The organism is Ralstonia sp. RRA (assembly GCF_037023145.1).
Lineage (GTDB): Bacteria > Pseudomonadota > Gammaproteobacteria > Burkholderiales > Burkholderiaceae > Ralstonia.
Genome location: NZ_CP146091.1, coordinates 1,586,525 through 1,611,397, shown reverse-complemented (window position 1 = coordinate 1,611,397; position 24,873 = coordinate 1,586,525). Strand labels below are relative to the sequence as shown.

Below are 24,873 nucleotides of genomic sequence, written 5' to 3'. Positions count from 1 at the left end.
TGGTTTAAGCAATGGCGGTGGCGCGGGTGGCTTGTTCAAAATCCCGCCGGGTGCAGAAAGCGAGGCTGGCGATTTTCTCGGTGAAGACAACGTTGCGGTCGTAGACGAAACCGGCGGCGCGGTTGATGGCGTGAATACGTGTGTTGTTGGCGTCGGGCTCAACCACGATGCGTGCTGCGCCCAGGCGCTCGAACATGAAACGCATGAGTGCGAAGAACACAGTGCGCGTGTAGCCGGCAATGCGCACATCCGATGGCCCGATGAAGATATGCATGCCAAGGTCGCCCGGTTGCACGTTGTAGAACGTGCGGATGCGATCGTGGGCGGGGTCATAGCACTCGGCCAGGAAAGCCGGGCGACCGCCCTGCCACACCAGGTATGCGGTGGCGTGGCCGGAATCCATCAGGTCCTGATAGACCCGACCGACTTCGGCTTCCGTCTTGTCGCGCATCAGCCAGAACGATGCGCGCTCCGGCTGAAACCAGCGATGCAGCATCGGGATGTCTTCCGGAATGCGCAGCAGGTGGAAGGTGAAACCGTCCGCATCGGTGTACGGCGCGCTTTCTACATCGGCACGGCGGTGGATCGTGCGGGCATCAGTTGGCATGGGCCGGCGCCTCCAGGTTGGCGGGTGCGTCTGCCCTGCCTGCGTCATCTGCATGGCCCGCGCTGGGCACGTTCAAGATCAGCCGATCCAGCAGCGCCGTCAGCACGAAGCCACCGGCGGCTAGCAGGAACGGCAGATGCAGCCCGTAGCGATTCACGATCGCCCCGGCTGCAAACGACGACAGCAGCACGCCCATGTTTTGAAAGAAATTGGTGATGCTGTAATCGTGCGCGTAGCGCTGCGGCGTAGAAAGCCGGAACAGGTTCACCTCCAGCTTCACGATGATCTGGAAGAGCGCCCAGCCATACAGCACGCGCCCAAGCACGATCAACGCAGGGTTCGGCGCCGCATGCAGCAGCAGACCCACCATGCCCAGCAGCAGATTGCCCACCGTGTGATCCGGCAATTGACCGCCGCGCGCACGAATACGGGCATGCAGCCGCAGCGCCACGATGGCGACCACGCCCGGAATGGCAAACGCCATGCCCGAGACGAACTCGCTGTCGAGCCCAGACACCTGCTGCCAGTACACCGAGAAGAACGGGCGGATCAGATACGCGCTGAAGTCGAACACCAGCATCACCAGCGCCAGGCGCAGGATCGGCAGACGGTCGCGCCAGCCGGTGCTGGGCACGCGTGCAGCTTCAGCAGCGGCGGCCTCGGCATGCTTGCCCGAGTTGATGCGCACGATCTTGCCGCTGCGGATCAGGTGCATGCACACGCCCATCTGGAAGAAATCGCCCGCCGCCATGGCGACGATGCTGGCGCGCGGCCCCCACGTCTGCAGCACAAGGCCACCCACCACCGCCCCGAAGATGGCACCAAAGTGCACCACCACCGAGAGCGTACCCACCGTGGCAGCGTGCTGCTCCTTGGGCGTGAGTCGCATCATGTACGGATACATCAGCAGGTAGCTGCTCTTGCACATGAACATCAGCATCGACAGCACCCAGTACGTCACCACATCGGGCGCCCAGTCACTCAGCAGGCTAAAGGTGCCTGCTGCGAACTGCGTGTAGACCAGCAGATACAGCGGCTCGACGCGCTTGGCCACACGCGCCCAGATCGGCAGCGTGCACATGACGGCAATCGAGATGGCCGCCACATACGCCCCCACGTGCACGGGGCTGTCCAGCCCATAGCGCGACGCGAAGAACTGCGGGTAGAACGGGATCAGGATCGCATCGCTGATGACGGCAAACACCGTCATCAGAATGATGGTGTTGCGCAGCGTCATACGGCTTCCTCGACAGGCGCCTTCACGCGCTCGGTAACACTCCGCTCAGCTGCCAGCGGGATGAACTCCGGCGTGGCCGGAATCGCAAAATCCTGGATGGCCACACGCGGCTCGATCTTGTAGTGCTCGACGCCCGTCAGCTCTCGGATGATGTAGGAGTTGCGATAGCAGCTCATGCCAATGTCCTGATTGGTCACGCCGTGCGTGTGCAGCCCCGCGTTCTGCACGTAGACCTCGCTGCCGTTGACGTCTGCCGCGTAGTTGCGGGAGAGCTGGTAGCGGCCCTTGGCATCCCAGCGCAGCCGGTGGCGAATGCCATCAAGGAACGCCGGGATGTTTTGCTCGTAACCCGTGGCGAGCACGAGCTCTTCTGTGCGATGGGCGTAGCGCGTACCGCTATCGACCTGCTGGAACTCGATCTCGTAGGTGCCGGTGGTGGCGTCGTGGCGGCACGCCTGCAGCTCGCAATTGGTAATCAGGTGCGTGCGCAATTCGCCCACCTTGCGCTTGTCGTCGAGCAAGTCGTAGATCTGGTTGATCAGGCTGGTGTTCACGCCCTTGTACAGGCTGTCCTGCGCACGGACGATGGCATCTTTGCGGCCGTCGGGCAGGCTGTAGAAGTGGTCGATGTAGTCCGGCGAGAACATCTCCAGCGTCAGCTTGGTGGTCTCCATCGGGAAGAAACGCGGCGAGCGCGTGATCCAGACCAAGCGGTAGTCGTGCTTGTCGCTCTCCTTGAGCAGGTCGTAGTAGACCTCCGCCGCGCTCTGCCCGCTGCCGACGATGGTGATGGAGCGTTTCTCGTGCAGTGATTCACGCATGTCGATGTAATCCGCGGTGTGAAGATAGCGGTGGCCATCGCGCCGCACGCACGCCGGAAACGACGGCGACGATCCCACACCCAGCACCAGCTTGCGCGCATGGAGGACGAATGGCTCGCGCTCCGCGCCGCGAAAGCCCGAGATCACGTAGCAGCCGCGCTGCGCGTCGTAGGTCAGTGCCTGCACGTCGTGGTGGAAGCGCGCACAGGTGAGCTGCGCGACGACCCACTTGCAATAGCGGTTGTACTCCGCCCGGCTCAGGTAGAAGTTCTCGCGGAAGTAATACGAATAGATCTTGCCTTCCTGCTTGCAGTAATTCAGGAAGCTGAAGCGGCTTTTTGGATCGGCCAAACTGACGAGATCTGCCAGGAATGGATTCTGCAACGTGGTGTTATCAATCAGCATGCCAGGATGCCAATTGAATTCCGGCGCACGCTCCAGAAATACCCCATTCAAATCGGCAATGGGTTCAGCCAGACAAGCCAGGCTTAAATTAAACGGGCCTAACCCAATGGCAATAAAGTCATGAACTTCTGATTCCATCACGTCTGAACCTCCTGATTTACAAAAGCGATGACAAAAAAACTTCAGCCGGGCGAACGCGCACACGCTTCCCGTCGGCTGGCGGCATCAGGCCGCGCCTAGGCTGGGTAAATTCAGGTGGGGAGCAGATCACGACCGATGCGTGCCGGCCGCTGAAGGATCATGGAATATCGCGGATGCGATATCAGGACAGACTCTGAATAGCCCGACGACTTCAATGCAAAGCCGCCGGGTAACAAGCTAAGTCACGATACTACACAAACATGATGATGCTTGCGTGAATAAATCTTAATTACCACTGATACGAAATGGTCGCCATCACGTTGCGGGCATCACCCCAATAACAGTAGTTGCTGTTCATGCACGATGCCACATACGTTTTATTAAAGAGATTCTTTGCCGACAATTGCAGCTTTGCGCCCTTGAGCGATGGGTCCCAACGCGCGAGATCGATACGCAGCATCAAATCGACCAGCGTGTACGGCGGTACCTTGAAGCTGTTGGCGCTGTCGCCATAGCTCGTGCCAACGTAGCGCACCCCCACACCCGCCGTGTAGCCTGGCATGAAGGTCCAATCGCCCCACACCGATGCCATATGACGCGGTGCCTGGTACGGCGTATTTCCTACGAAGCCTTCGGTGGACTCGACAAACTTCATGTCGGTGAACGTGTAGTTGGCCAGCAGCGAAACGTTGTCGGTGATCTGTGAACGCGCCTCCAGTTCCAGCCCGCGCGTACGCACCTTGCCAGTGGGCACGTAATAGACCTGGGCAGCAGGCCGGTTGGCGATGTTCTCCTGTTCCAGGTTGAATACGGCAGCCGACAGCAGCGTGCTCGAGCCCTTCGGCTGATAACGCACACCCGCCTCGAACTGCTTGGCGGTGGCCGGTTGCAGCAGATTGCCCCGCTGATCCGTTCGGATGCTCGGGTTGAAGCCATCGGCATAGCTGAAGTACGGAGCGATACCGTTGTCGAACAGGTAGACCACCCCCGCGCGCTTGGTGAACTTCGAGCCGTTCCACTCTGACGGCGTGCCGGTGCCATACAGGTTGGATGCCTTGGCGTGGTCTTCACGCACACCCAGCGTGAAGCGCCAGCGGTCGATGGCGATCTGGTCCTGCAGGTACACACCGGTCTGCTCCAGCCAGCGGTCGATCGGCGCCGCCGAAACACCTGTCAGCCCCGGATTGCCATAGACCGGGTTGAACGCGTTGATCGGGTCTGCGCTGCCGGATTCCCAGAAGCCATCGACGTGGCGCTTCTGGTAATCCAGACCAACCAGCATCGTGTGTTTGACGGGGCCGGTCGTGAACTTGCCTTCAAGCTGGTTATCAACGGTGTAGGCGTGGGTGGCCTCCTTGGCGCCGGCGTAATAGCGCGTGAGGTTGTTCGCATCGGCCCAGCCATAGCCGTAGATCTGGCGCATGCGCACGTCACCGTATACGTAGCGGAAGTTCTGGCGCGCCGTCCACTGGTCATTGAACGTGTGCTCGAACTGGTACCCCAGCATGCGCTCGGTGCGGCGGAACTTCTCGACCGTCGGGTCGCCATCGAAGAAGTAGCGCGAGATGGTGCGGCCGTTGTGCGGGAACAGGCTGCCCTCTGCCGGCACACCGCTATTGAAACTACCTTCTGGATCGTGCTGCAGATACGCCTGCAGCAACAGGTGCGTGTCGGGCGTGAAGTTGATGGCCAGCGACGGCGCGATCGCAAAGCGCTCTTCCCGCACATGCTGGAACTGCGAATCCATACCACGCGCGAGGCCAGTTACGCGGAAGGCCATCACGCCGTTCTGATCCACCGGCCCGGAGATGTCGAACGCGCCTTCAACACGGTTGCGGTTGCCTACCGTGAACTCGACTTCGTGATACGGCTGGAACAGCGGCTTTTTGCTGACCAGCGACACGACGCCCCCTGGCGAAGCCCGCCCGAACAGAACAGAGCCCGGCCCCTTGAGCACGTCAATGCGCTGCAGGAAAGTCGGATCGATCTGGAATGAGCTATAGCTGCCCTGGTCCCCCTGCAGGCTCAGGCCATCAAGCAGCGCGTTGTTGACGCTGGCGTCATTGAAGCCGCGCAGCGCAACGTAGTCATAGCGATTGGCCGCCCCGACCAGACCAGTGAACGCGCCCGTCGTGTAGTTCAGCGCTTCCGACAAGCCACGCGGCCGCTGGTCTTCCAGTTGCTGTTGCGTGATCACGGAGATCGACTGCGGCGTTTCGATGATCGGCGTATCGGTCTTGGTGCCGGCCGAGCTTTGCTTGGCGACAAAGCCCTTGCCGGGGCTCTGCGCTGTCTCACCGCGGCCGACTACGGTCGCGGTGGGCAGTGTGGCATTCACCTCTGCGGTGGTACTCTGCGCCATCACTTGCGCGGGTAGCGCTGCCCCCAGCAGCACTGCGCAAGTCAGCCGTGCAGCAAGCGCCAACGGGCGCAGCGTCGGGCCGGAAATCGGGCAAGTCGTTTCAGATGGAAAAACCGTTGTTGTGTTGATGTGCTTTGGCATGGTGTGTTGGAAGATGCGTGTGATTTCCACACCCATCGACGATCCACACGGCAAAAGCGGAACTCGATTTGGAACTTTTTTTCGATCAGGCCCTCGCGCACGTCGAACAACGCTCAACCGCTTGCACGAGGTACTTGCGCACCATGCGCGTTGATTTGCCAAGCTGCTCGGCAATGCACGCATGGGACTGCCCTTCGATGTAGCGCAGGCGAACGGCTTCGCGCGCGCTGGGCGACAGCGTTTCCAGCATCGTGCTCGTGTGCTGCAGCGTCTGCGCCTGTGCCATGCGCTGCTCCGGTGACGGTGCATGGCCGAACTGCTCATACCGCAATGTCAGTTCATCCAGGCAGGCACACTCGACACGCCGCCGGCGCGCACGGTCGATCATCAGATGCTTGGCGGTGGTGGTCAGGTAAGCACGCGGCTCGCGCACCTCGCTCAACGCATCGGGCACGGCCAGCACGCGCACGAAGGTGTCGTGCAGCACATCTGCCGCCTCCTCCGGACACGCGAGCTTCCTGCGCAGCCAGGCGAACAGCCAATCGCTGTGGCAAACGTAAAGCGCGTCGATGTCGTGCAGCGGGTTGGGCTGAACGGCCGGCATGCGGGCTCCCGGAAATGGACCGGACGCACGCAACTACGTACACATGGCGCCCATATAAATGAGAATCATTCTCATTGTAAGGGTCGAGCAACCATGCTCGCAAATGGGGATTCGAAAGGGAGCACTAAGAATGGACGCGCGGCAGCAAGACGCCCTTAAGTCGCGTCGTCCGTTGAGCGGTGCCGCCACGCCATCAGGGCAACGGCCAGGGCAGCCAGCGACAGGCCGATCGCCAGCCCCGTCATGCGGCCGGAGCGGCGCGCTTCATCGGCCTGCTCGCGCGCTTCGATGGCCTGGCGCACGGTTTCCCAGAAGGCCTCGCGGTGCTCGTTCTCGTCAAAGATGGACATGGCACGCTTCCCTGTTGTCTGCACATGGTTTTGCGCTGCTTGCCTTGTCATCGTAGGGAACGTGCAGCGGGCGCGCCACCGCACGTTTCGCGTAGGCGTCCGAGTTCAGGCCGCGGCAACAGGCTTGCCGACCGGCGCGGACGGTGCGCCGGGGGTACCAATACGTGCATCGGCGTCACCCAGCCCCAGATCCATCGCATCAGCGCGCTCGGCAGTGGACAGCTCGTCTGCGCGATAGCCCGTGCGGTTGAGCAACACCAGCGTGCACGCCAGCGACACCAGCGCATACAGCGCCGACGACGCTGCCACGCCCACGATGTTGCCGGTGCTGTTGAGCATCCACTGCGCAAACACCGGCGTGCCACCGCCCACCACCAACGAGCACAGCTGATACGCCAGCGACAGCCCGGTATAGCGGATGCGCGTCGGGAACACGCGCGCCAGGATCCCGCCGATGGCGCCGTAGAACATCGAATGCGGAATCGTCGCCAGGCACATGCCCAGCAACGCAATCGAGTACACCTTGGTCTCGATGGCGAAGAACATCACCGGCATGAGCAGGAACTCGGGCAGCACCATCAGGCAGATCGCACGGCGCATGTCCATGCGCGAGACCAGCCACGCGCCCAACGGCTGCGTGATGAACTGCACCACCAGTGCAATCGCGATGATGCCGAGGAAGGTGTCTTGCGCGTAGCCGAGTTCCTTCGTGGCCCACGCCAGCGCAAAGTTGCTCTTCAGGTACGTCACGTGGATGAGCGGCAGCGTGCCCGCGCCCAGCAGCACCAGGCCCCAGTGGTCGCGCACCACATCCTTGAGCGGCAGCTTGACGGTCTTCTTCTGCGCCAGCACGCGCTTCATGTCGTCGGACTCTTCCAGCTTCAGGCGGATCACCATGCCCACGATCACCAGCAGCGCCGACAGCAGAAACGGCACACGCCAGCCCCAGAGCATGAATTGCGGTGTGGGCAGCGCGCTCAGCGCAAAGAACACCAGCGTCGCCAGCAGGTTACCTGTGGGTGAACCTTGCTGCGCAAACGCGGAGTACAGAATGCTCTTGCGCTTGGGCGCGCTCTCGCTGGCGATCAGCACCGCACCGCCCCACTCGCCGCCCACGGCCACGCCCTGAATCACGCGCAGCACCACCAGCCCCACCGGCGCCCACATGCCGATCTGCGCATAGCTGGGCAACAGGCCGATACCCATCGTCGCGAGCCCCATCAGGATGAGCGTGACGATGAGCGTCGTCTTACGGCCGATCTTGTCACCCAGGTGGCCGAAGATGATGCCGCCGATGGGCCGCGCGGCAAAGCCAGCCCACAGCGTCACGAACGACAGCAGCGTGGCGATGCCCGGGTCCAGCGTCTTGGAAAAGAACACCTTGCCGAAGACCAGCGCGGCGGCAAGCCCGTAGATGTAGAAGTCGTACCACTCGATGGTGGTGCCGATGAACGCGGCAACCGCGGCACGGCGCGGCTGCAGATTCGCAGCCTGGGGCGCGGACTGGTGGGGCATGTTGGTCTCCTTGGTGGTACTGCCGGTTCGGTGCGGCCTCTGTCGGGCCGTCTGCCGTGTTGTGGTGAAGCTGCCTTAGTTCATTTCAGAACGCCCGCCTCGAACAGGCGCTGCCGGGTTTCCGTATCGATGCCGAGCGAAGCCAGCACGGCATCGGTATCGGCACCGAGCGCAGGTGGCGCATTGCGATACGTGGCCGGCGTGCGCGACAGCTTGATCGGCGAGCCCGTACCACGGTACTCACCCAGCTCGACCACCATCTGCCGATGCAGGGTGTGCGGATGGCGCGCCACCACGTCCACGCTCAGCACCGGCCCGCATGGCACGCCACCCTGGATCAGGTCTTGCGCGAGCGTCTCGCAATCGAAGCGCGCCAGTTGCGCCTCCAGCGCCTGCTTGAGTTCCGGGCGATGCGCGCAACGGCTGCGGTTGTCGGCAAAGCAAGCATCTTCCACCAACTCGGGCACACCGATGTGCGTGCACAGCTTGGCAAACTGGCGGTCATTGCCCACGGCCAGAAAGATGGGCGTGGTGCCAGTCTGATAGCTGTCGTACGGCGTGATGTTCGGGTGCGCATTGCCACTGCGCTGCGGCACCTTGCCGGAGCCGAAGTAGTTGGGCAGATGCGGATGCAGTAGTGACACGCCGCAGTCGTACAGCGCAATGTCGATCGATTGGCCGCGCCCGCTCTTCTCGCGCTCCGCCAGCGCCAGCAGGATGCCGGCCAGCGCGTTGAGCCCCGTCACCATATCGACGATCGGCAGGCCGACGCGCATCGGGCCGCCATCGCGCTCGCCATTGACGCTCATGAGGCCTGCCATGGCCTGGATGGCGGCGTCGTAGCCGGGCAGCCCACCCAACGGGCCGTCGGGACCGAAACCGGAGACGGCGCAATGGATCAGCCGAGGAAGGCGCGGCTGCAGATCGCGCTCGAAATCCATGCCCCAGCGTGCCAGCGTGCCAGGCTTGAAATTCTCGACCAGCACATCGGCCTCTTCCAGCAATTGCCAGAGCACCGCACGGCCCTCGTCGCACGACAGGTCGACCGAGATGCCGAGCTTGTTGCGGTTGACGCCATTGAAGTACCACGCCGTGTCGCTCTCATCGAACGGCGGGCCCCAGGTGCGGGTTTCGTCGCCGACGGGGGGTTCGAGCTTGATGACCTGTGCGCCGTGGTCGGCCAGCGCCTGCGTGCAGTACGGCCCGCCAAGCACGCGGCTCAGGTCGATCACCTTCAGGCCATGCAACGCGCCATTGACCGCGCTCATTGCTTGCCTCCTGCTGGCAGCGCCTGCACCGCCAGCGCCAACGAAACCTCGCGCTGCTTGACGAGGGCATCGAACAGCAGCGCATCGTCGCTCTCCGGCAGGGCCAGCGGATCAACCGGTAGCAGTTTGTGCCGCAACACCAGATGCGCAAGCGCCAGACGCCGATGATCCGGCGCCAGACGCACGCCTTCCACCGCCATGAAGATCGCCGTGGTGATGTGGTACAGCGCGGAACCGGCCTGCCGCACAAGTTCGTCGCTGCCCTCTTCGGCCACCTTGGCGATGGTGCGGCAGACGCGGTCGAGCGTGGCACGCAGCAGCGCATCGCTCTGCGCCGGCAGCGTAACGCCATCGAGCAACTCCCGCAGGTACGCACGCAGTGGCTCCAGCGCGCCTTCACGCTTCACGGCGCGGGCGATGTCGAGCGCGACGATGTTGCTCGTGCCCTCCCAGATCGAGCCGAGATGCGAATCCCGCACGAGGCGCGCGTCGCTCCACTCTTCGATGTAGCCGGTGCCGCCACGCACTTCCATCGCATCGCCGGTCACGCGGCGCGCATCGCGGCAGGCGCGGAACTTGACCAGCGGCGTCAGGATGCGCACGCACTTGGCGGCCTGCTCGTCGCCGGCATCGGCCAGCGGCAGCAGCTGCGCGATCTGCATGAACATCGAGCGCGCCTGCTCCGTCGGCAGCAGCATCTTCAGGAGTTGGCGCTGCATCAGCGGCATGTCGATCAACTTGCGGCCAAAGGCTTCGCGATTGCGCGCGATGTGCAGCGCCTCGGTGGTCGCGCGGCGCATCAGGCCAGCGGCGCGCACGCCGTTCGACAGCCGCGACATGTTGATCATGTCGGCCATCTGGTGGAAGCCGCGGCCGATCTCGCCGATCAGGTAGGCGGTGGCGCCTTCGAGCACGATCTCCCCGCTGGCCATGGAGCGGGTGCCGAGCTTGTCTTTCAGGCGGATGATCCGGTAGTTGTTGCGTGCGCCATCCGGCAGCGTCTTGGGCAGCAGGAACAAGGCCAGGCCGTTGATACCCGACGGCGCACCGTCCGGACGGGCCAGCACCATGGCAAGGTCGGCGTCGGCGTTGGAGCAGAACCACTTGTCGCCGTACAAGCGCCAGGTTTGTGTGCCGTCGGGTGCGGTCTCTAGCGCAGCGCGCGTGGCGATGCGAGCGACGTCCGAGCCGGCGGCCTGCTCGGTCATGAACATCGCGCCCTGGTACAGCACGTCAAAGTCACGCGAAGCCAGCATCGGCAGATAACGCGCCACCAGTGCCGGATCGCCAAACTTGCGCAGCGTACGCGTGAGCGAATCCGTCATGCTGACGGGGCAGCACAAGCCGAATTCGGCCTGCACAAACAGATAGGTAAGCGCGTATTTGACCAGCGGCGGCGGCGCGCTGCCGACGTGACTCATCGATGCGAGGCCAAGTTCTGCGTAAGCCACACGTTCGAGTGCGACGTAATCGGGGTGCTTGTCGATGCTCTGCAGCGCCTCGCCGCGGCGGCTACGGTGGCGCAATTGCGGCGGGTTGTGGTCGGCACTGGTGGCCCAGGCATCGAGCTCGTCCGAAGCGCGCAGACCCAGCGACTTGAGCTGCGGCTCCAGCTCACGGTATTGCGCGTCACCCAGGTACAGCTGCAGCAGGCGCCCGAGATCCGGATCGACGCGGAAGAAGTTGATGCCCCGGCTATCGGGGATGTTCTGGTGGCCAACGGGCTGGCCAATGATTGGTTCGCGGGCGATGTCGTTCATGCGGGTGGCCTCGCTGTCTCCTGTGTTGTCCGGCCAGCATAGGAACACCATCGATAATCGTCCAATACAGGTTTTGTCCTGTACGATAAACAATCCTTATCGTTGAGCGAGACCGCCATGGACCTGAAGCAGCTGCGCTATTTCGTTGCCGTGGCGGAAGAACTGCACTTCGGGCGTGCGGCACAGCGGCTGTTCATCTCGCAGCCGGCGCTGAGCTTCGATATCCGCAAGTTCGAAGAGCAGTTGGGCGTGCAACTGCTCGCGCGCACCAACAAGAGCGTGGCCCTCACCAACGCCGGCCAGGTGCTGCTGGACGAGGCTCGCAAGCTGCTGCAGCAAGCGGCCGAGGTCGAGCGCATCACGCAGCGCTCCGCGCACGGGCTAGCCGGGCGGCTGCGCGTCGGCTTCGTCAATTCGATGCTGTATCGCGGCCTGCCACGCGCGGTCGAGCGCTTCGAGGCCGATCACCCAGCGGTGGAGATCATCCTGCGCGAGATGAACACCGGCGAGCAGGTCCAGGCCATTCAGCGCCAGCAGATCGATCTGGGCTGCGCCTACTGGGGCACGTTCCCCGCCGAAGTCGTCTCCACGCCGATCTTCTCCGAACCCTTCGTCGCCTGCCTGCCCGCCGGGCACACGCTGGCCCGCCGCAAGAGCCTCGCACTGGATGCGCTTGCGCAGGAGCCGTTCATCCTCTTCCCACGCACGGTATCACCGCACTATCACGACCTGATCATCGCGCTGTGCGTGGATGCCGGTTTCAGCCCGGTGATCCGCCACGAGGCGCGGCTCTGGCAGACCGTGGTGACGATGGTGGGGTTCGGGATGGGCGTGGCACTGGTGCCCAAGACACTGCAGCACGCAGGCGATGCGCGCGTCAGCTTCGTGCCGCTGGCCGGCGGCAAAAAAGAATCGCCCGTGCTGTCATTGCGACGCACGGGCGATGCAGAGCCGGTGGCGAGCCGCTTTCTCGAATACCTCGAAGCGGCCGCGCGGGAAAACGTGAACCCCTGAACGCTCAGGGCTGGCCGGTCAGCTTGAACTTCGTCAGGCAGACATGCTTGGCCAGCTTCTCCTTGCCGATCACCACGGCATCGGTCTTGCCATAGGGGTCACCGGTCTGCACGTCCTCCTCATCCTTGTAGCTGCCCTTCACGTACTTGGTATCGCACTGGTCGTACTTGTTGCAAACCTGGAGCTTGGTGCAGATGGTCTGGCCATCGCGCTCGTAGATGTAATACGTGGCGCCGGAGTATGGCGGGCGCGGATAGTTTTCGGTGCGGACGGTGATGTCAGCGGCGTGGATGACGCCAGATGCGAGCGCAAGCGTGAGCGCTGCGAATGCCTTGTACATGGATGAGTCCCTTTCCTGGTTGGGCGATGCGTGCGAGACGCATTGTGCTGGAGTTTCCCGCCCAGCCGTTCAGGCCATCACCGATGATCTTGACGGCGTCGTCGTCGGCCTTGTTCGTGACGATGATCTCTAGGATGTGCATCCACCGCCCTACTGTGTCCGCGGCGGCAAGATCGCACTGCCCGACCCAGGCATGGGCCGCATGTGCGGCATCATGTTGGTGTTCAGGTGGTACATCACCCAGAGCGAACCGCTGAGCGTGATGACCACCAGCACCAGCGTGAACATCAGCGACAGCATGTTCCAGCCGCCCTCCGACTTGGCGTTCATGTGCAGGAAATAGATCATGTGCACCACGATCTGCACGGCGCCAATCAGCAGGATCGCAACAGCCGTGGTCGACGACTTATCGAACACGTTGCCCATCACCAGCCAGAACGGAATCGCCGTCAGGAAGACGGACAGGACGAAACCCGTCAGGTAGCCACCTAGTGTGGCGTGCGGCCCGACCTCTTCTTCGTGATGCTCGTGATGATGACCGTGGCCATCACCGTGTCCGCTGATCGTTTGGTCGTGCGCGCTCATGGCAGCGTTCCCATCAGGTAGACGAAGGTAAAGACGCCGATCCAGACGACGTCCAGAAAGTGCCAGAACATCGACAGGCACATCAGCCGGCGCTTATTGGCGGTAATCAGCCCGTGTTGCGACACCTGCAGCATCAGCACGATCAGCCAGATCAGGCCGAACGTCACGTGCAGCCCGTGGGTGCCAACCAGCGAGAAAAACGATGTCAGGAAGGCGCTGCGCTGCGGCCCTGCTCCCTCATGGATCAAGTGCGCAAATTCGTAGAGTTCCACCGCAAGAAACGCCGCACCGAAGAGCCAGGTGATGGCCAGCCAGATCTGCATGGGTGCAATCTTGTTCTGCTGCATCTGCAACATAGCAAAGCCATACGTGATTGACGACAGCAGCAGGAAGGACGTGTTCAGCGCCACCAGCGGCAGCTCGAACAGTTCCGCCCCGGTGGGCCCGCCCGCATACTCGCGGCCCAGCACGCCATAAGCGGCAAACAGGCACGCGAAGATCAGGCAATCACTCATCAGGTAGATCCAGAACCCGAGCAGCGTGCCGTTGGGCACGTGATGCTCTCCGGTAACGTGGAACTGGTAGCCACCCGGCGGGACCACATCCGCCCCGGCGGTACCGTTCGCATGCAGGGGTACGGTCGTATCAGCCATGGCTTGCCATCAGTTGGGTACGTGATGCTTCGGTCCGGACCACGTCTTCCGCGGGGATGTAGTAGTCGCGCTTGTAGTTGAAGGTGTGAATGATGGCCGAGAGGATCGTGGCCGCAAATGACGCAACGGCCAGCCACCAGATATGCCAGATCAGCGCAAAGCCGCACAGCGTGGACAGCCCCGCCAGCAGGATGCCTGCCGCCGTGTTCTTCGGCATGTGGATCTGGACGAAGCCCTCTTGCGGGCGCTTGTAGCCGTACTGCTTCATCTGCCACCAGGCATCGGAGTCATGCACGAGTGGCGTGAACGCGAAGTTGTACTGCGGCGGCGGCGATGAGGTCGACCATTCAAGCGTACGGCCGTTCCATGGGTCACCGGTCGTATCACGCAGTTCTTCGCGGCGCAGGAAGCTCACAACGAGCTGGATCAGGAAGCAGGCAATGCCGATGGCGATCAGCAGCGCGCCGAATGCAGCAAGTTGGAACCAGATCTGCAATGAGGGATCGTCGAAATGGCTCATGCGGCGGGTCACACCGCGCATGCCCAGCCAGTACAGCGGCATGAACGCAAAGTAGAAGCCGATGAACCAGAACCAGAACGAGGCCTTGCCCCACGACGACACCAGCCGGTAGCCGAACGCCTTGGGAAACCAGTACGTGATGCCCGCCATGAGCCCAAACAGCACGCCCCCGATGATCACGTTATGAAAATGCGCGATCAGGAACAGGCTGTTGTGCAGCGAGAAGTCCGCCGGCGGCACCGCCAGCAACACGCCGGTCATGCCGCCAATAGCGAAGGTGACCATGAACCCGATGGTCCACAGCATTGGCGGCTCGAAGCGGATCTTTCCGTGGTACATCGTGAACAGCCAGTTGAAGATCTTCGCGCCGGTCGGGATCGAAATGATCATCGTTGTGATCCCGAAGAACGAGTTGACGCTGGCGCCCGACCCCATGGTGAAGAAGTGGTGCAACCAGACCAGGTACGACAGCACCGTAATCACGACCGTCGCGTAGACCATCGACGCGTAGCCGAACAGGCGCTTGCGTGAATACGTGGCCACCACTTCCGAGAAGACACCAAACACCGGCAGTACTAGGATGTAGACCTCGGGGTGGCCCCAGATCCAGATCAGGTTGACATACATCATTGCGCTGCCGCCCTGGTCAACCGTGAAGAAATTGGTGCCGGCATAGCGGTCCAGGGCCAGCAACGTGAGCGCGGCCGTCAGCACCGGGAAGGCGGCCACGATCAGCGCGTTGGTGCACAGCGCCGTCCACGTGAAGATCGGCATGCGCATCAGCGTCATGCCCGGCGCGCGCATCTTGACGATGGTCACCAGCAGGTTGATGCCCGATAGCACGGTGCCGACCCCTGCCACCTGCAATGCCCAGATGTAGTAATCGACCCCGACGTCGGGGCTCGCCAGGATGCCCGACAGCGGCGGATACGCCAGCCAGCCGGTGCGCGCGAATTCGCCCACGAACAACGACATCATCACCAGGATGGCACCGCCCGTGGTCATCCAGAAGCTGAAGTTATTGAGAAACGGGAACGCCACATCACGCGCGCCGATCTGCAGCGGCATGACGAAGTTCATCAGACCAGTCACCAGCGGCATGGCCACGAAGAAGATCATGATCACGCCGTGCGCGGTGAAGATCTGGTCGTAGTGATGTGGTGGCAGGAAACCAGTGCTATCGCCAAACGCGACCGCCTGCTGCATCCGCATCATGATGGCGTCGGCAAAGCCGCGCAGCAGCATCACGATGCCCAGCACGATGTACATGATGCCGATCTTCTTGTGATCGATGCTGGTGAACCACTCGCGCCAAAGGTAGCCCCACACGCGGTAGTAGGTCAGCAGCCCCACCACTGCGAGGCCGCCAATCGCAACGACCGCGAAGGTGGCGAGCAGGATCGGCTCGTGGTACGGAATGGCCTCCCACGACAGGCGGCCAAAGATCAGGTTGGCGAGTTCGGAACGCTCGGGCATGGTTGTCACCTGGGCCTGGTTTGATCAATCGTGGCCGATCAACATTAGCGAAAAGCGTCAAAGGGGCGCAGGGTCGTGCGCTACTGCAACAGCCGTCGGTTGTCGTTGCTGGCGACATCCGGCGCAAAGATTGGCATGGCATCCGCCGTGGTGCTCGCGGTACAGATTTCCGCCGTCGGGTCGAACCGATCACTGCTGCGCACGCCGTTACGATTGCGCGCCATGGCCTTCGGTTGGCACGTCTGACCGTCTACACAACGGGTCAGGATGAGGTCGTAGAGGTTCGGTGCCACGCTGGCATAGCGTTGTACCGGTTCGCTTTCGCTGGGCTGGGCCAGCTTCTGGTAGGTGTCCTTCGACAACGGCGTGCCAGACGACTTGACCTGCTGGACCCAGCGATCGAAATCCTCGTTGGACAAGCCATGGAACTTGAACCGCATGTGCGAGAAGCCCGCACCGCTGTAGTTGGATGAAAATCCGTCGTAGATACCCGGCTGGTTGATGACCGCATGCAGCTTGGTTTCCATGCCCGGCATGGCATAGACCATGCCCGCCAGCGAAGGCACGAAGAACGCATTCATGACCGAGGTGGCCGTAATCTTGAACGCGATCGGCCGATCCACCGGCGCAGCCAGTTCATTGACGGTGGCGATGCCCTGCTCGGGGTAGAGGAACAGCCACTTCCAGTCCAGCGCCACCACCTCCACGGTGAGCGGTTTAACCTCCGCGGCAACCGGGCGGTGTTCATCCAGCCTTGTCAACGGCCGATACGGATCGAGCTGATGGGTACTGACCCAGGTGACGGCGCCCAGCGTGATGATGATCAGCAGCGGCGCGGCCCAGATCGCCAGTTCCAGCACTGTGGAATGGTCCCACTCCGGGTTGTAGGGCGCGTCTTTGGCACTCTCCCGGTATCGCCATGCAAACAGCAGCGTGAGAAAGATCACCGGCACGATGATCAACAGCATCAGGCACGTGGCGATGATGATCAGGTCCCGCTGTCGCAACGCCATGTCGCCAGCGGGCGACAACAGCACCGCATTGCTACATCCCGCAAGGATCGCCAATGAGGCGATTGCGGCACTTCGCAAAAGCGATCTTCCCGTTACTCTGAGGAGTGTCACCGCTGCATCGAAGCGTGGCATGGTCTCGGAAGTGGCGTGTGGTTAACGTCGCGTCGGGTGGTCCCCAACGATCTTTCGATTTGCCGTTGCAGTTTAGGCGCCTATTCTGGTGATTGCCGGACTTTGAGTGCTGCACGACATTCCTCCCGCTCCCGATGGAGACTCCACGATGGCCAGTCTGACCCACCAACATCGCGCGTCACCGACTGCACCTCCTGCACCAGGACATCATGAAGTGGCCCCCGCCGAGATCGCCACCGGCGTGGTGATCGGGCGCGCGTCGGAGTACTTCGACTTCTTCGTCTACGGCATCGCCTCGGTGCTCGTCTTCCCGACGGTCTACTTTCCGTTCACTGGCGAACTGGCTGGGTTGCTGTTCAGCTTCACGATCTTTTCGTTTGCCTTTATCGGGCGCCCGTTCGGCACGGCGCTGTTCATGCGCATCCAGCGCCGATGGGGGCGCGGTATCAAGCTGACCGCGTCGCTGTTTCTGCTGGGCACGGCCACGGTGGGCATAGCATTCCTACCACCGTATGCGTCGATTGGTCATTCGGCGATTTATCTGCTGGCGCTGTTCCGCTTCATGCAGGGCATTGCGTTTGGCGGTTCGTGGGATGGCCTGCCGTCACTGCTGGCCTTGAACGCGCCTGAGAACAAGCGCGGCTGGTACGCCATGCTGGGGCAACTGGGTGCGCCCACTGGCTTCATCATCGCGGGGGCGCTGTTCCTGTTCCTCTACTCCAGCCTGACCTTCCAGGAATTCATTGACTGGGGCTGGCGCTATCCGTTCTACGTGGCCTTTGCCATCAACGTGGTGGCGCTGTTTGCGCGGCTGCGGCTGGTGGTAACGCACGAATACACGCAGCTACTCGAAGAAGGCGAACTGGAGCCGATCAGCACCCTGCAGATGGTGAACGCGCAGGGTTTCAATATCTTCCTGGGGGCCTTCGCCGCGCTGGCCAGCTACGCCCTATTCCACCTGGTGACGGTGTTCCCGCTGTCTTGGGTGGTCCTGCGCAAAACGCAGAGTGTGTCTGCCGTGCTGGCGGTGCAGATTGTCGGCGCTGTGATCGCACTCATCGGCACGCTGATTTCCGGTTTGATTGCGGACCGCATCGGCCGGCGCACTACGCTGGCGGCCATGGCCGTGCTGATCGGCATCTTCAGCCTGGCCACGCCCTGGCTGCTCGACGGCGGTGTCGCTGGACAGGACACCTTCATCCTGGTGGGTTTTGGTCTGCTGGGGCTGTCGTACGGCCAGGCGGCCGGTGTGGTGACATCAAACTTCGAGCGCCGGTTCCGCTATACCGGTGCCGCCCTGACCACGGACTTCGGCTGGCTGTTTGGCGCGGCATTCGCGCCACTGGTGGCGCTCGGGCTGTCGTCGCTGTTTGGGCTTGCGGCGGTCAGCCTGTATTTGCTGTCGGGCGTGGCCGGTACGCTGATTGCACTGCGGATTAACCAGGCGCTGGGGACGCCTGATGCGTGAGTCTTTCCGCCGGGGGAACCCCGCTAGGCTAGGTGAGGCGCCATAAAAAAACGCCGCAGACATACAGCCTGCGGCGTTTTTCATGCCACTACGACGGAAACAACCCGCCGTAGCCCGACAACCCGATTACATCTGCACGGTGTCGGCCACTTCCTTGAAGTCTTCGATCTGGTCGAAGTTCATGTACTGGTAGATCTTGTCGCCGTTGGCGGTGAGCACGCCCATGTCGGCCATGTACTCTTCCTTGGTCGGGATTTTGCCCAGACGCGAGCAGATCGCCGCCAGTTCCGCCGAGCCCAGGTACACGTTCGTGTTCTTGCCCAGACGGTTCGGGAAGTTACGGGTCGACGTCGACATGACCGTCGCGCCTTCACGCACCTGAGCCTGGTTACCCATGCACAGCGAGCAGCCCGGCATTTCCGTACGCGCACCGGCCGTGCCGAACACGCCGTAGTGGCCTTCTTCGGTCAGCTGCTTCTGGTCCATCTTGGTCGGCGGCGCGACCCACAGCTTGACCGGAATGTCGCGCTTGCCTTCGAGCAGCTTCGACGCGGCACGGAAGTGACCGATGTTGGTCATGCACGAGCCGATGAACACTTCGTCGATCTTGGCGCCGGCGACGTCCGACAGCGTCTTCACGTCGTCCGGGTCGTTCGGGCAGGCCACGATCGGCTCGTGGATGTCAGCCAGGTCGATCTCGATAACAGCGGCGTACTCGGCGTCCGCATCAGGTTGCAGCAGTTCCGGATCAGCCAGCCAAGCTTCCATCGCCTTGATGCGGCGTTGCAGGCTGCGGGCGTCCTGGTAACCCTGCGCGATCATCCACTTGAGCAGCGTGATGTTGCTGTTCAGGTATTCGATGATCGGTTCCTTGTTCAGGTGGACCGTGCAACCGGCTGCCGAACGCTCAGCCGATGCATCCGACAGTTCGAACGCTTGCTCGACCTTCAGATCGGGCAGGCCTTCGATTTCGAGGATGCGGCCCGAGAAGATGTTCTTCTTGCCTTGCTTGGCGACCGTCAGCATGTCTTGCTTGATCGCGTACAGCGGGATCGCGTTGACGAGGTCACGCAGCGTGACGCCCGGCTGCATCTTGCCCTTGAAGCGGACCAGCACCGATTCCGGCATGTCCAGCGGCATCGTGCCGGTGGCGGCCGCGAAGGCGACCAGGCCCGAACCTGCCGGGAAGCTGATGCCGATCGGGAAGCGCGTGTGCGAATCGCCGCCGGTGCCGACGGTGTCGGGCAGCAGCATGCGGTTCAGCCACGAGTGGATCACGCCGTCGCCCGGGCGCAGCGCGATGCCGCCGCGCGTGCTGATGAAGTTCGGCAGCGTCTGGTGCGTCTTCACGTCCACCGGCTTCGGATACGCGGCGGTGTGGCAGAACGACTGCATCACCAGGTCGGCCGAGAAGCCCAGGCACGCCAGATCCTTCAGTTCGTCGCGGGTCATCGGGCCCGTGGTGTCTTGCGAGCCAACCGAGGTCATCTTCGGTTCGCAGTACGAGCCCGGGCGGACGCCCTGGCCTTCCGGCAGACCGCATGCGCGGCCGACCATCTTCTGTGCCAGCGAGAAGCCCTTGCCGCTGTTGGCCGGCTGGTGCGGCAGGCGGAACAGCGTCGACGGAGCCAGGCCCAGTGCTTCACGTGCCTTGGCGGTCAGGCCACGACCGATGATCAGCGGAATGCGGCCACCGGCGCGCACTTCGTCGAACAGCACATCGGACTTGACCTGGAATTCGGCGATGACCTTGCCGTCCTTCAGCGCCTTGCCTTCGTACGGGCGCAGTTCAACCACGTCGCCCATTTCCATTTGCGACACGTCGAGTTCGATCGGCAGCGCGCCGGCATCTTCCATCGTGTTGTAGAAGATCGGGGCGATCTTGCCGCCCAGGCACACGCCGCCAAAGCGCTTGTTCGGCACGAACGGGATGTCTTCACCTGTGAACCACAGCACCGAGTTGGTGGCCGACTTGCGCGAGGAGCCGGTGCCGACCACGTCGCCCACGTAGGCGACCAGGTGGCCCTTTTCCTTCAGCGATTCGATGAACTTGACCGGGCCGCGCTTGCCGTCTTCTTCCGGCGTGATGCCCGGGCGCGCGTTCTTCAGCATCGCCAGCGCGTGCATCGGGATGTCCGGGCGGGTGGTGGCGTCCGGGGCCGGCGACAGGTCGTCGGTGTTGGTTTCGCCCGTCACCTTGAACACGGTGATGGTCAGGCTTTCCGGCACTTCCGGACGGCTCGTGAACCACTCGGCATCGGCCCAGCTTTGCAGCACGGCCTTGGCGTTTGCATTGCCTTTGTCGGCCAGTTCCTTCACGTCATGGAACTGGTCGAACATCAGTAGGGTTTTCTTCAGTGCGTCGGCGGCGACAGCGGCGACGGCTTCATCGGACAGCAGCTCGATCAGCGGCTGGATGTTGTAGCCGCCCAGCATCGTGCCGAGCAGTTCGGTAGCGTGCGCACGCGAGATCAGCGCGCAGGCGGTCTCGCCCTTGGCCACGGCGGCCAGGAAGCCAGCCTTCACGCGGGCGGCTTCATCGACGCCTGCCGGCACACGATGGGTGATCAGGTCGACCAGGGTCTGCTCTTCGCCAGCGGGCGGGTTGGTCAGCAGTTCGACCAGTTCAGCGGTCTGTTGAGCCGTCAGCGGCAACGGGGGAATACCGAGCGCGGCGCGAGCGGCCACGTGAGCGCGATAGTTTTCAAGCATGGGGAGACCTGCTGGGATTGCGTTTCAGAGGACGGTTTTTCCGGCACTCCGAGTGCTACCCCGGGCGCCGCTTCGGCGCGATTCTAATCGCAACATCCCGCGAGGTCAAATGTCTTATATCTTATATAAGAGTCAGAAGGCAAAATGACGGCGTTCAGGTCCGATTCGGCTGCTAGGCCAGTGCCCTGCCCTAGGCAGCAAGACGTTCGCATTTGGCAAGCGACTTATCTGGATATCGCAGCGGGTTCGGCGCACGTGACGTGAAGAGCGGCGAGAACGCCCTCGGGGATCTCTCGCAATTCGCACGCAGTACCGGCGGAAATTCAGGAAAATCGGGTGCAAAACCGACAAAAACCAACTGGATTCTTGCCGACCAGAGAACCTACTGGCCCGATTGATAAGGGAATGCTGGTGCGAGGGAGGGGACTCGAACCCCTACACCATTGCTGGCGTCAGGACCTAAACCTGGTGCGTCTACCAATTTCGCCACCCTCGCTGGATGGATCGCGGCGCCCGCTGAAGGGGTGCCGGAAAGGAAGCCCGCAAGTATATCGCAGTCATTCGCAGGTTTCCATCCCCGCCCCGACGCGATTGGCCGGGGCGGTTATTCGGATGGGTGTGAACGTCAGGTAGTCGGCGCGGGAGCGTCGGCTTCAGGCCGCTTGACGCGGAACCACGCCGCATACAGCGCCGGCAGGAACAGTAGCGTCAGCACCGTGGCGATGATCAGGCCACCCATGATGGCCGCGGCCATCGGCCCCCAGAACACGCTGCGCGAGAGCGGGATCATCGCCAGCACCGCCGCTGCAGCCGTCAGGATGATCGGGCGGAAACGCCGCACGGCAGCTTCGACGATGGCTGTCCAGGTCGGCACGCCGGCCGCCACATCCTGCTCGATCTGATCCACCAGAATGACCGAGTTGCGGATGATCATACCGATCAGCGCGGTAATACCGAGCTGGGCCACGAAGCCCATCGGCGCCCGCAGCAGCAACAACGTCGCCGCCGCACCAATCAAGCCCAGCGGGCCAGTCAGGAACACCATCACCGAGCGCGAGAAGCTGTGCAGCTGGAGCATCAGCAACAAGAAGATGATGAAGATACATAGCGGCATCTGCGCGGCGATCGATGCACCTGCATTGGCGCTTTCCTCTTCCGCGCCGGCAATTTTGATCTGGTAATCAGGCGGCAGATCGGCGCGAATCTTGTCGAGCAGCGGGTTGATCTGCGCCGTCACCGTCGGGCCCTGCACGCCATCGACCACGTCGGACTGCACGGTGATGCCGTAGTCGCGGTTCTCGCGCCAGATCACGCCTGGCTCCCATGCAAAGCCCACGCGCGCCACTTGCGTGAGCGGCACGGTACGGCCGCTGCTGGTCGGCACCTGCACACGCTGCAAGGCATCGAGCGTGTTCCGCTCGTCTTCCTGCGGACGCATGACGATGTCGAGCAGCTTGTCGCCATCACGGTATTGGGCGATCGGCGCGCCAGACATCACCGTTTGCGTGACCTGCGAGATCGAACCCGTCGACACGCCAAGTGCGCGCGCCTTGTCCTGGTCGATATCCAGGCGCAGCACCTTGACGTTCTCGTTCCAGTTGTCGTTCACGCCCATGGTGTTCGGGTTGGCGACCATGATCGCCTTGACCTGGTCGGCAATCTTGCGCACGCCGCCAATGTCCGGACCCATCACGCGGAACTGCACCGGATACGGCACCGGCGGCCCGTTCGGCAGCAGCTTCACGCGACCACGTAAGTGCGGGAACTGCGATTTCAGCAAGCCGATGATGTGCTGCCGCACGCCCTCACGCGTTTCCAGCGAGGTCGGCATCACGATGGCCTGGGCCACGTTGGTCTGCGGCAGGATCTGGTCCAGCGGCAGGTAGAAGCGCGGTGCGCCGGAGCCGATGAACAGGGTCACGCTGTCGACGTTCTGCTCCTTGCGCATCAGCGTTTCAAAACGCTTGGCCTCGGTTTCGGTCTGGCTGAAGCTGGAGCCTTCTGGCAACCACAGCTCCACCATCAACTCCGGGCGGCTGGAATCGGGGAAGAACTGCTTCTCGATGAACTTGAAGCCGAACACGCCCAGCCCGAACGTCACCAACGTCACGACAATCACTGTTTTGCGATACTCCACGCACCAGTTCACCCAGCCACGGAAGCGGTTGTAGAACGGCGTATCGAACAGCTCGTGGTGGCCGCCGTCGCCCACGTGCGACTTGGTGCGCAACAGCAGGAAGCCGAGGTACGGCACAAACACCACCGCCGCAAACCACGACAGCACCAGCGCCAGCGCCGTCACCGCGAAGATGCCGAAGGTGTACTCACCCACCGTCGAACGCGCCAGCCCCACCGGCAAGAAGCCCGTGGCGGTGATGAGCGTGCCGGTCAGCATCGGCATGGCGGTGGAACTGTACGCAAAGGTGGCGGCTTCCATCTTGGAGAAGCCCTCTTCCAGCTTGCGCACCATCATCTCGACCGCGATGATCGCGTCATCCACCAGCAGGCCGAGCGCAATGATCAGCGCACCGAGCGAGATCTTGTGCAGGCCGATGTCGAAGATGTTCATGAACAGGAATGTCACCGCCAGCACCAGCGGGATCGTCAAGCCCACGACCAGACCCGGCCACACGTCGATGCGCAGCTTCGGCTTGGTATGCAGGCCCAGCGAGAGGAAGCTCACGGCCAGCACGATCACCACGGCCTCGATCAGCACGTGCACAAATTCGCCCACCGAGTTCTGCACCGATTTCGGCTGGTTCTGCACCTGCTCCATCTCAATGCCCATCGGCAGCTTCGCGCGAATCTTGTCGACCGTGGCGCGCAGGTCCTTGCCGAGCTGGATGATGTCGCCGCCCTTGGTCATCGAAATGCCCAGGCCGATGACTTCCTTGCCGTTGTAGCGCATCTTGGCGTGCGGCGGATCGATGTAGCCGTGCTTGACGGTGGCGATGTCGCCCAAGCGGATGTTGGTCGTGCCACCAGGGCCGCGCAGCGTGAGGTTCTCCAGATCGCGGATGTCCGAAAACTGGCCCGACAAGCGAATCTGCACGTTGTCGCTGGGCGTCACCAGCACTCCGCTGGGGCCGATGTTGTTCTGCTGGCCAATCTGTGTGGCGATGCTGTTGATGTCCAACCCCATCTGCGCCAACTTGGCCTGCTGGAACTCGATGTAAATCTTCTCGTCCTGATCGCCCAGCGTTTCCACCTTGGCGACATTGGGCACGCGCAGCAGTTGCTGACGAATCGAATCGGCGTAATCGTTGAGTTGGCGGTACGTAAAGCCATCGGCGGACAGCGCGTAGATCGAGCCGTACACATCGCCGAAGTCGTCATTGAAGTACGGCCCGCGCACACCCTGCGGCAACGTGGGGGCGATATCCCCCACCTTCTTGCGCACCGTGTACCAGAGCTGCTGCGTTTCCTTGGCAGGCGACGTGTCGCGCAACTGGAACGTGACCAGCGTCTCACCTGGCTTGGAGTAGCTGCGGATCTTCCAGGCGTACGGCACCTCCTGCAGTGCCTTCTCGATCTTGTCGGTCACCTGGCGCGACATCTGCTCGGCCGTGGCGCCGGGCCAGAAGGCCTGCACCACCATCGCGCGGAAGGTGAAGGGCGGGTCTTCATCCTGCCCCAGCTTGGAATACGCAAAGATGCCGCCGAGCAGCAGCGCCACCAGCAAAAAGCGCGTGAGCGGTTGATGCTCAAGCGCCCAGCGTGACAAGTTGAAACGGGAATGTTCCATGCGC

18 protein-coding genes and 1 tRNA gene are annotated in these 24,873 nt (G+C 62.5%); 2 read left to right on the top strand and 17 right to left on the bottom strand.

Annotated elements, in window-relative coordinates:
* Positions 1–4: 4 nt before the first annotated feature.
* From V6657_RS08015 to V6657_RS07975, 9 genes are all read right to left on the bottom strand, one after another.
* Positions 5–607, bottom strand: a complete 603-nt coding sequence (locus V6657_RS08015; protein WP_048932471.1) for a GNAT family N-acetyltransferase — start codon at positions 605–607, stop codon at positions 5–7.
* Positions 597–1,844, bottom strand: a complete 1,248-nt coding sequence (locus tag V6657_RS08010; RefSeq protein ID WP_048932472.1) for an MFS transporter — start codon at positions 1,842–1,844, stop codon at positions 597–599. Before V6657_RS08010 ends, V6657_RS08015 begins: the two co-directional genes overlap by 11 nt.
* Complete coding sequence (locus V6657_RS08005; RefSeq protein WP_048932473.1) at positions 1,841–3,208, bottom strand: SidA/IucD/PvdA family monooxygenase; 1,368 nt, start codon at positions 3,206–3,208, stop codon at positions 1,841–1,843. The genes V6657_RS08010 and V6657_RS08005 overlap by 4 nt, the downstream gene beginning before the upstream one ends.
* 292 nt (positions 3,209–3,500) lie before the next feature.
* Positions 3,501–5,714 (bottom strand): TonB-dependent siderophore receptor, encoded by a 2,214-nt coding sequence (locus tag V6657_RS08000; protein ID WP_248694688.1) that lies wholly within the window; start codon positions 5,712–5,714, stop codon positions 3,501–3,503.
* A gap of 85 nt (positions 5,715–5,799) precedes the next feature.
* The gene (locus tag V6657_RS07995) at positions 5,800–6,318 is read right to left on the bottom strand and encodes a sigma-70 family RNA polymerase sigma factor (protein WP_048932474.1); all 519 of its coding nucleotides are present in this window, start codon (positions 6,316–6,318) and stop codon (positions 5,800–5,802) included.
* A gap of 155 nt (positions 6,319–6,473) precedes the next feature.
* Complete coding sequence (locus V6657_RS07990; protein WP_048932475.1) at positions 6,474–6,668, bottom strand: hypothetical protein; 195 nt, start codon at positions 6,666–6,668, stop codon at positions 6,474–6,476.
* 105 nt (positions 6,669–6,773) lie between these two features.
* On the bottom strand, positions 6,774–8,183 hold the full coding sequence (locus tag V6657_RS07985; RefSeq protein ID WP_048932476.1) for an MFS transporter: 1,410 nt from the start codon (positions 8,181–8,183) through the stop codon (positions 6,774–6,776).
* Positions 8,184–8,263: 80 nt separating this feature from the next.
* Complete coding sequence (locus V6657_RS07980) at positions 8,264–9,451, bottom strand: CaiB/BaiF CoA-transferase family protein (protein WP_048932477.1); 1,188 nt, start codon at positions 9,449–9,451, stop codon at positions 8,264–8,266.
* Positions 9,448–11,211, bottom strand: a complete 1,764-nt coding sequence (locus tag V6657_RS07975) for an acyl-CoA dehydrogenase family protein (RefSeq protein ID WP_048932478.1) — start codon at positions 11,209–11,211, stop codon at positions 9,448–9,450. Before V6657_RS07975 ends, V6657_RS07980 begins: the two co-directional genes overlap by 4 nt.
* Positions 11,212–11,328: 117 nt before the next feature.
* On the opposite strand from V6657_RS07975, the gene V6657_RS07970 reads away from it, so the two are divergent.
* On the top strand, positions 11,329–12,225 hold the full coding sequence (locus V6657_RS07970; RefSeq protein WP_048932479.1) for a LysR family transcriptional regulator: 897 nt from the start codon (positions 11,329–11,331) through the stop codon (positions 12,223–12,225).
* A gap of 4 nt (positions 12,226–12,229) precedes the next feature.
* On the opposite strand, the gene V6657_RS07965 is transcribed toward V6657_RS07970, so the two are convergent.
* The 5 genes from V6657_RS07965 to cyoA all read right to left on the bottom strand — a co-directional run bounded on the left by V6657_RS07965 (position 12,230) and on the right by cyoA (position 16,944).
* On the bottom strand, positions 12,230–12,565 hold the full coding sequence (locus V6657_RS07965) for a hypothetical protein (RefSeq protein WP_048932480.1): 336 nt from the start codon (positions 12,563–12,565) through the stop codon (positions 12,230–12,232).
* 150 nt (positions 12,566–12,715) lie between these two features.
* On the bottom strand, positions 12,716–13,150 hold the full coding sequence (gene cyoD, locus V6657_RS07960) for a cytochrome o ubiquinol oxidase subunit IV (protein WP_048932481.1): 435 nt from the start codon (positions 13,148–13,150) through the stop codon (positions 12,716–12,718).
* Positions 13,147–13,803: a cytochrome o ubiquinol oxidase subunit III gene (gene cyoC / locus V6657_RS07955; protein WP_048932482.1), complete on the bottom strand. Its 657-nt coding sequence runs from the start codon at positions 13,801–13,803 to the stop codon at positions 13,147–13,149. The genes cyoD and cyoC overlap by 4 nt, the downstream gene beginning before the upstream one ends.
* On the bottom strand, positions 13,796–15,799 hold the full coding sequence (gene cyoB / locus V6657_RS07950) for a cytochrome o ubiquinol oxidase subunit I (RefSeq protein WP_048932483.1): 2,004 nt from the start codon (positions 15,797–15,799) through the stop codon (positions 13,796–13,798). The genes cyoC and cyoB overlap by 8 nt, the downstream gene beginning before the upstream one ends.
* Before the next feature lie 80 nt (positions 15,800–15,879).
* Positions 15,880–16,944: a ubiquinol oxidase subunit II gene (gene cyoA / locus V6657_RS07945; RefSeq protein WP_048932484.1), complete on the bottom strand. Its 1,065-nt coding sequence runs from the start codon at positions 16,942–16,944 to the stop codon at positions 15,880–15,882.
* Between the two features lie 148 nt (positions 16,945–17,092).
* On the opposite strand from cyoA, the gene V6657_RS07940 reads away from it, so the two are divergent.
* Positions 17,093–18,412, top strand: coding sequence for an MFS transporter (locus V6657_RS07940; protein WP_048932485.1), 1,320 nt, complete (start codon positions 17,093–17,095; stop codon positions 18,410–18,412).
* Between the two features lie 126 nt (positions 18,413–18,538).
* Here the strand turns inward: V6657_RS07940 and acnB are convergent, their stop codons facing one another.
* The 3 genes from acnB to V6657_RS07925 form a co-directional block, all read right to left on the bottom strand.
* Positions 18,539–21,124 (bottom strand): bifunctional aconitate hydratase 2/2-methylisocitrate dehydratase, encoded by a 2,586-nt coding sequence (gene acnB, locus V6657_RS07935; protein WP_048932486.1) that lies wholly within the window; start codon positions 21,122–21,124, stop codon positions 18,539–18,541.
* Positions 21,125–21,533: 409 nt separating this feature from the next.
* Positions 21,534–21,620: transfer RNA gene (locus tag V6657_RS07930), tRNA-Leu, on the bottom strand.
* Positions 21,621–21,749: 129 nt separating this feature from the next.
* The gene (locus tag V6657_RS07925; RefSeq protein WP_048932487.1) at positions 21,750–24,869 is read right to left on the bottom strand and encodes an efflux RND transporter permease subunit; all 3,120 of its coding nucleotides are present in this window, start codon (positions 24,867–24,869) and stop codon (positions 21,750–21,752) included.
* Positions 24,870–24,873 lie beyond the last annotated feature (4 nt).

Excerpts from the sequence above, each read along its gene's own strand:
- V6657_RS08015 (WP_048932471.1), bottom strand. The coding sequence starts at position 607 with ATGCCAACTGATGCCCGCACGATCCACCGCCGTGCCGATGTAGAAAGC.
- V6657_RS08010 (WP_048932472.1), bottom strand. The coding sequence starts at position 1,844 with ATGACGCTGCGCAACACCATCATTCTGATGACGGTGTTTGCCGTCATC.
- V6657_RS08005 (WP_048932473.1), bottom strand. The coding sequence starts at position 3,208 with ATGGAATCAGAAGTTCATGACTTTATTGCCATTGGGTTAGGCCCGTTT.
- V6657_RS08000 (WP_248694688.1), bottom strand. The coding sequence starts at position 5,714 with ATGCCAAAGCACATCAACACAACAACGGTTTTTCCATCTGAAACGACT.
- V6657_RS07995 (WP_048932474.1), bottom strand. The coding sequence starts at position 6,318 with ATGCCGGCCGTTCAGCCCAACCCGCTGCACGACATCGACGCGCTTTAC.
- V6657_RS07990 (WP_048932475.1), bottom strand. The coding sequence starts at position 6,668 with ATGTCCATCTTTGACGAGAACGAGCACCGCGAGGCCTTCTGGGAAACC.
- V6657_RS07985 (WP_048932476.1), bottom strand. The coding sequence starts at position 8,183 with ATGCCCCACCAGTCCGCGCCCCAGGCTGCGAATCTGCAGCCGCGCCGT.
- V6657_RS07980 (WP_048932477.1), bottom strand. The coding sequence starts at position 9,451 with ATGAGCGCGGTCAATGGCGCGTTGCATGGCCTGAAGGTGATCGACCTG.
- V6657_RS07975 (WP_048932478.1), bottom strand. The coding sequence starts at position 11,211 with ATGAACGACATCGCCCGCGAACCAATCATTGGCCAGCCCGTTGGCCAC.
- V6657_RS07970 (WP_048932479.1), top strand. The coding sequence starts at position 11,329 with ATGGACCTGAAGCAGCTGCGCTATTTCGTTGCCGTGGCGGAAGAACTG.
- V6657_RS07965 (WP_048932480.1), bottom strand. The coding sequence starts at position 12,565 with ATGTACAAGGCATTCGCAGCGCTCACGCTTGCGCTCGCATCTGGCGTC.
- cyoD (WP_048932481.1), bottom strand. The coding sequence starts at position 13,150 with ATGAGCGCGCACGACCAAACGATCAGCGGACACGGTGATGGCCACGGT.
- cyoC (WP_048932482.1), bottom strand. The coding sequence starts at position 13,803 with ATGGCTGATACGACCGTACCCCTGCATGCGAACGGTACCGCCGGGGCG.
- cyoB (WP_048932483.1), bottom strand. The coding sequence starts at position 15,799 with ATGCCCGAGCGTTCCGAACTCGCCAACCTGATCTTTGGCCGCCTGTCG.
- cyoA (WP_048932484.1), bottom strand. The coding sequence starts at position 16,944 with ATGCCACGCTTCGATGCAGCGGTGACACTCCTCAGAGTAACGGGAAGA.
- V6657_RS07940 (WP_048932485.1), top strand. The coding sequence starts at position 17,093 with ATGGCCAGTCTGACCCACCAACATCGCGCGTCACCGACTGCACCTCCT.
- acnB (WP_048932486.1), bottom strand. The coding sequence starts at position 21,124 with ATGCTTGAAAACTATCGCGCTCACGTGGCCGCTCGCGCCGCGCTCGGT.
- V6657_RS07925 (WP_048932487.1), bottom strand. The coding sequence starts at position 24,869 with ATGGAACATTCCCGTTTCAACTTGTCACGCTGGGCGCTTGAGCATCAA.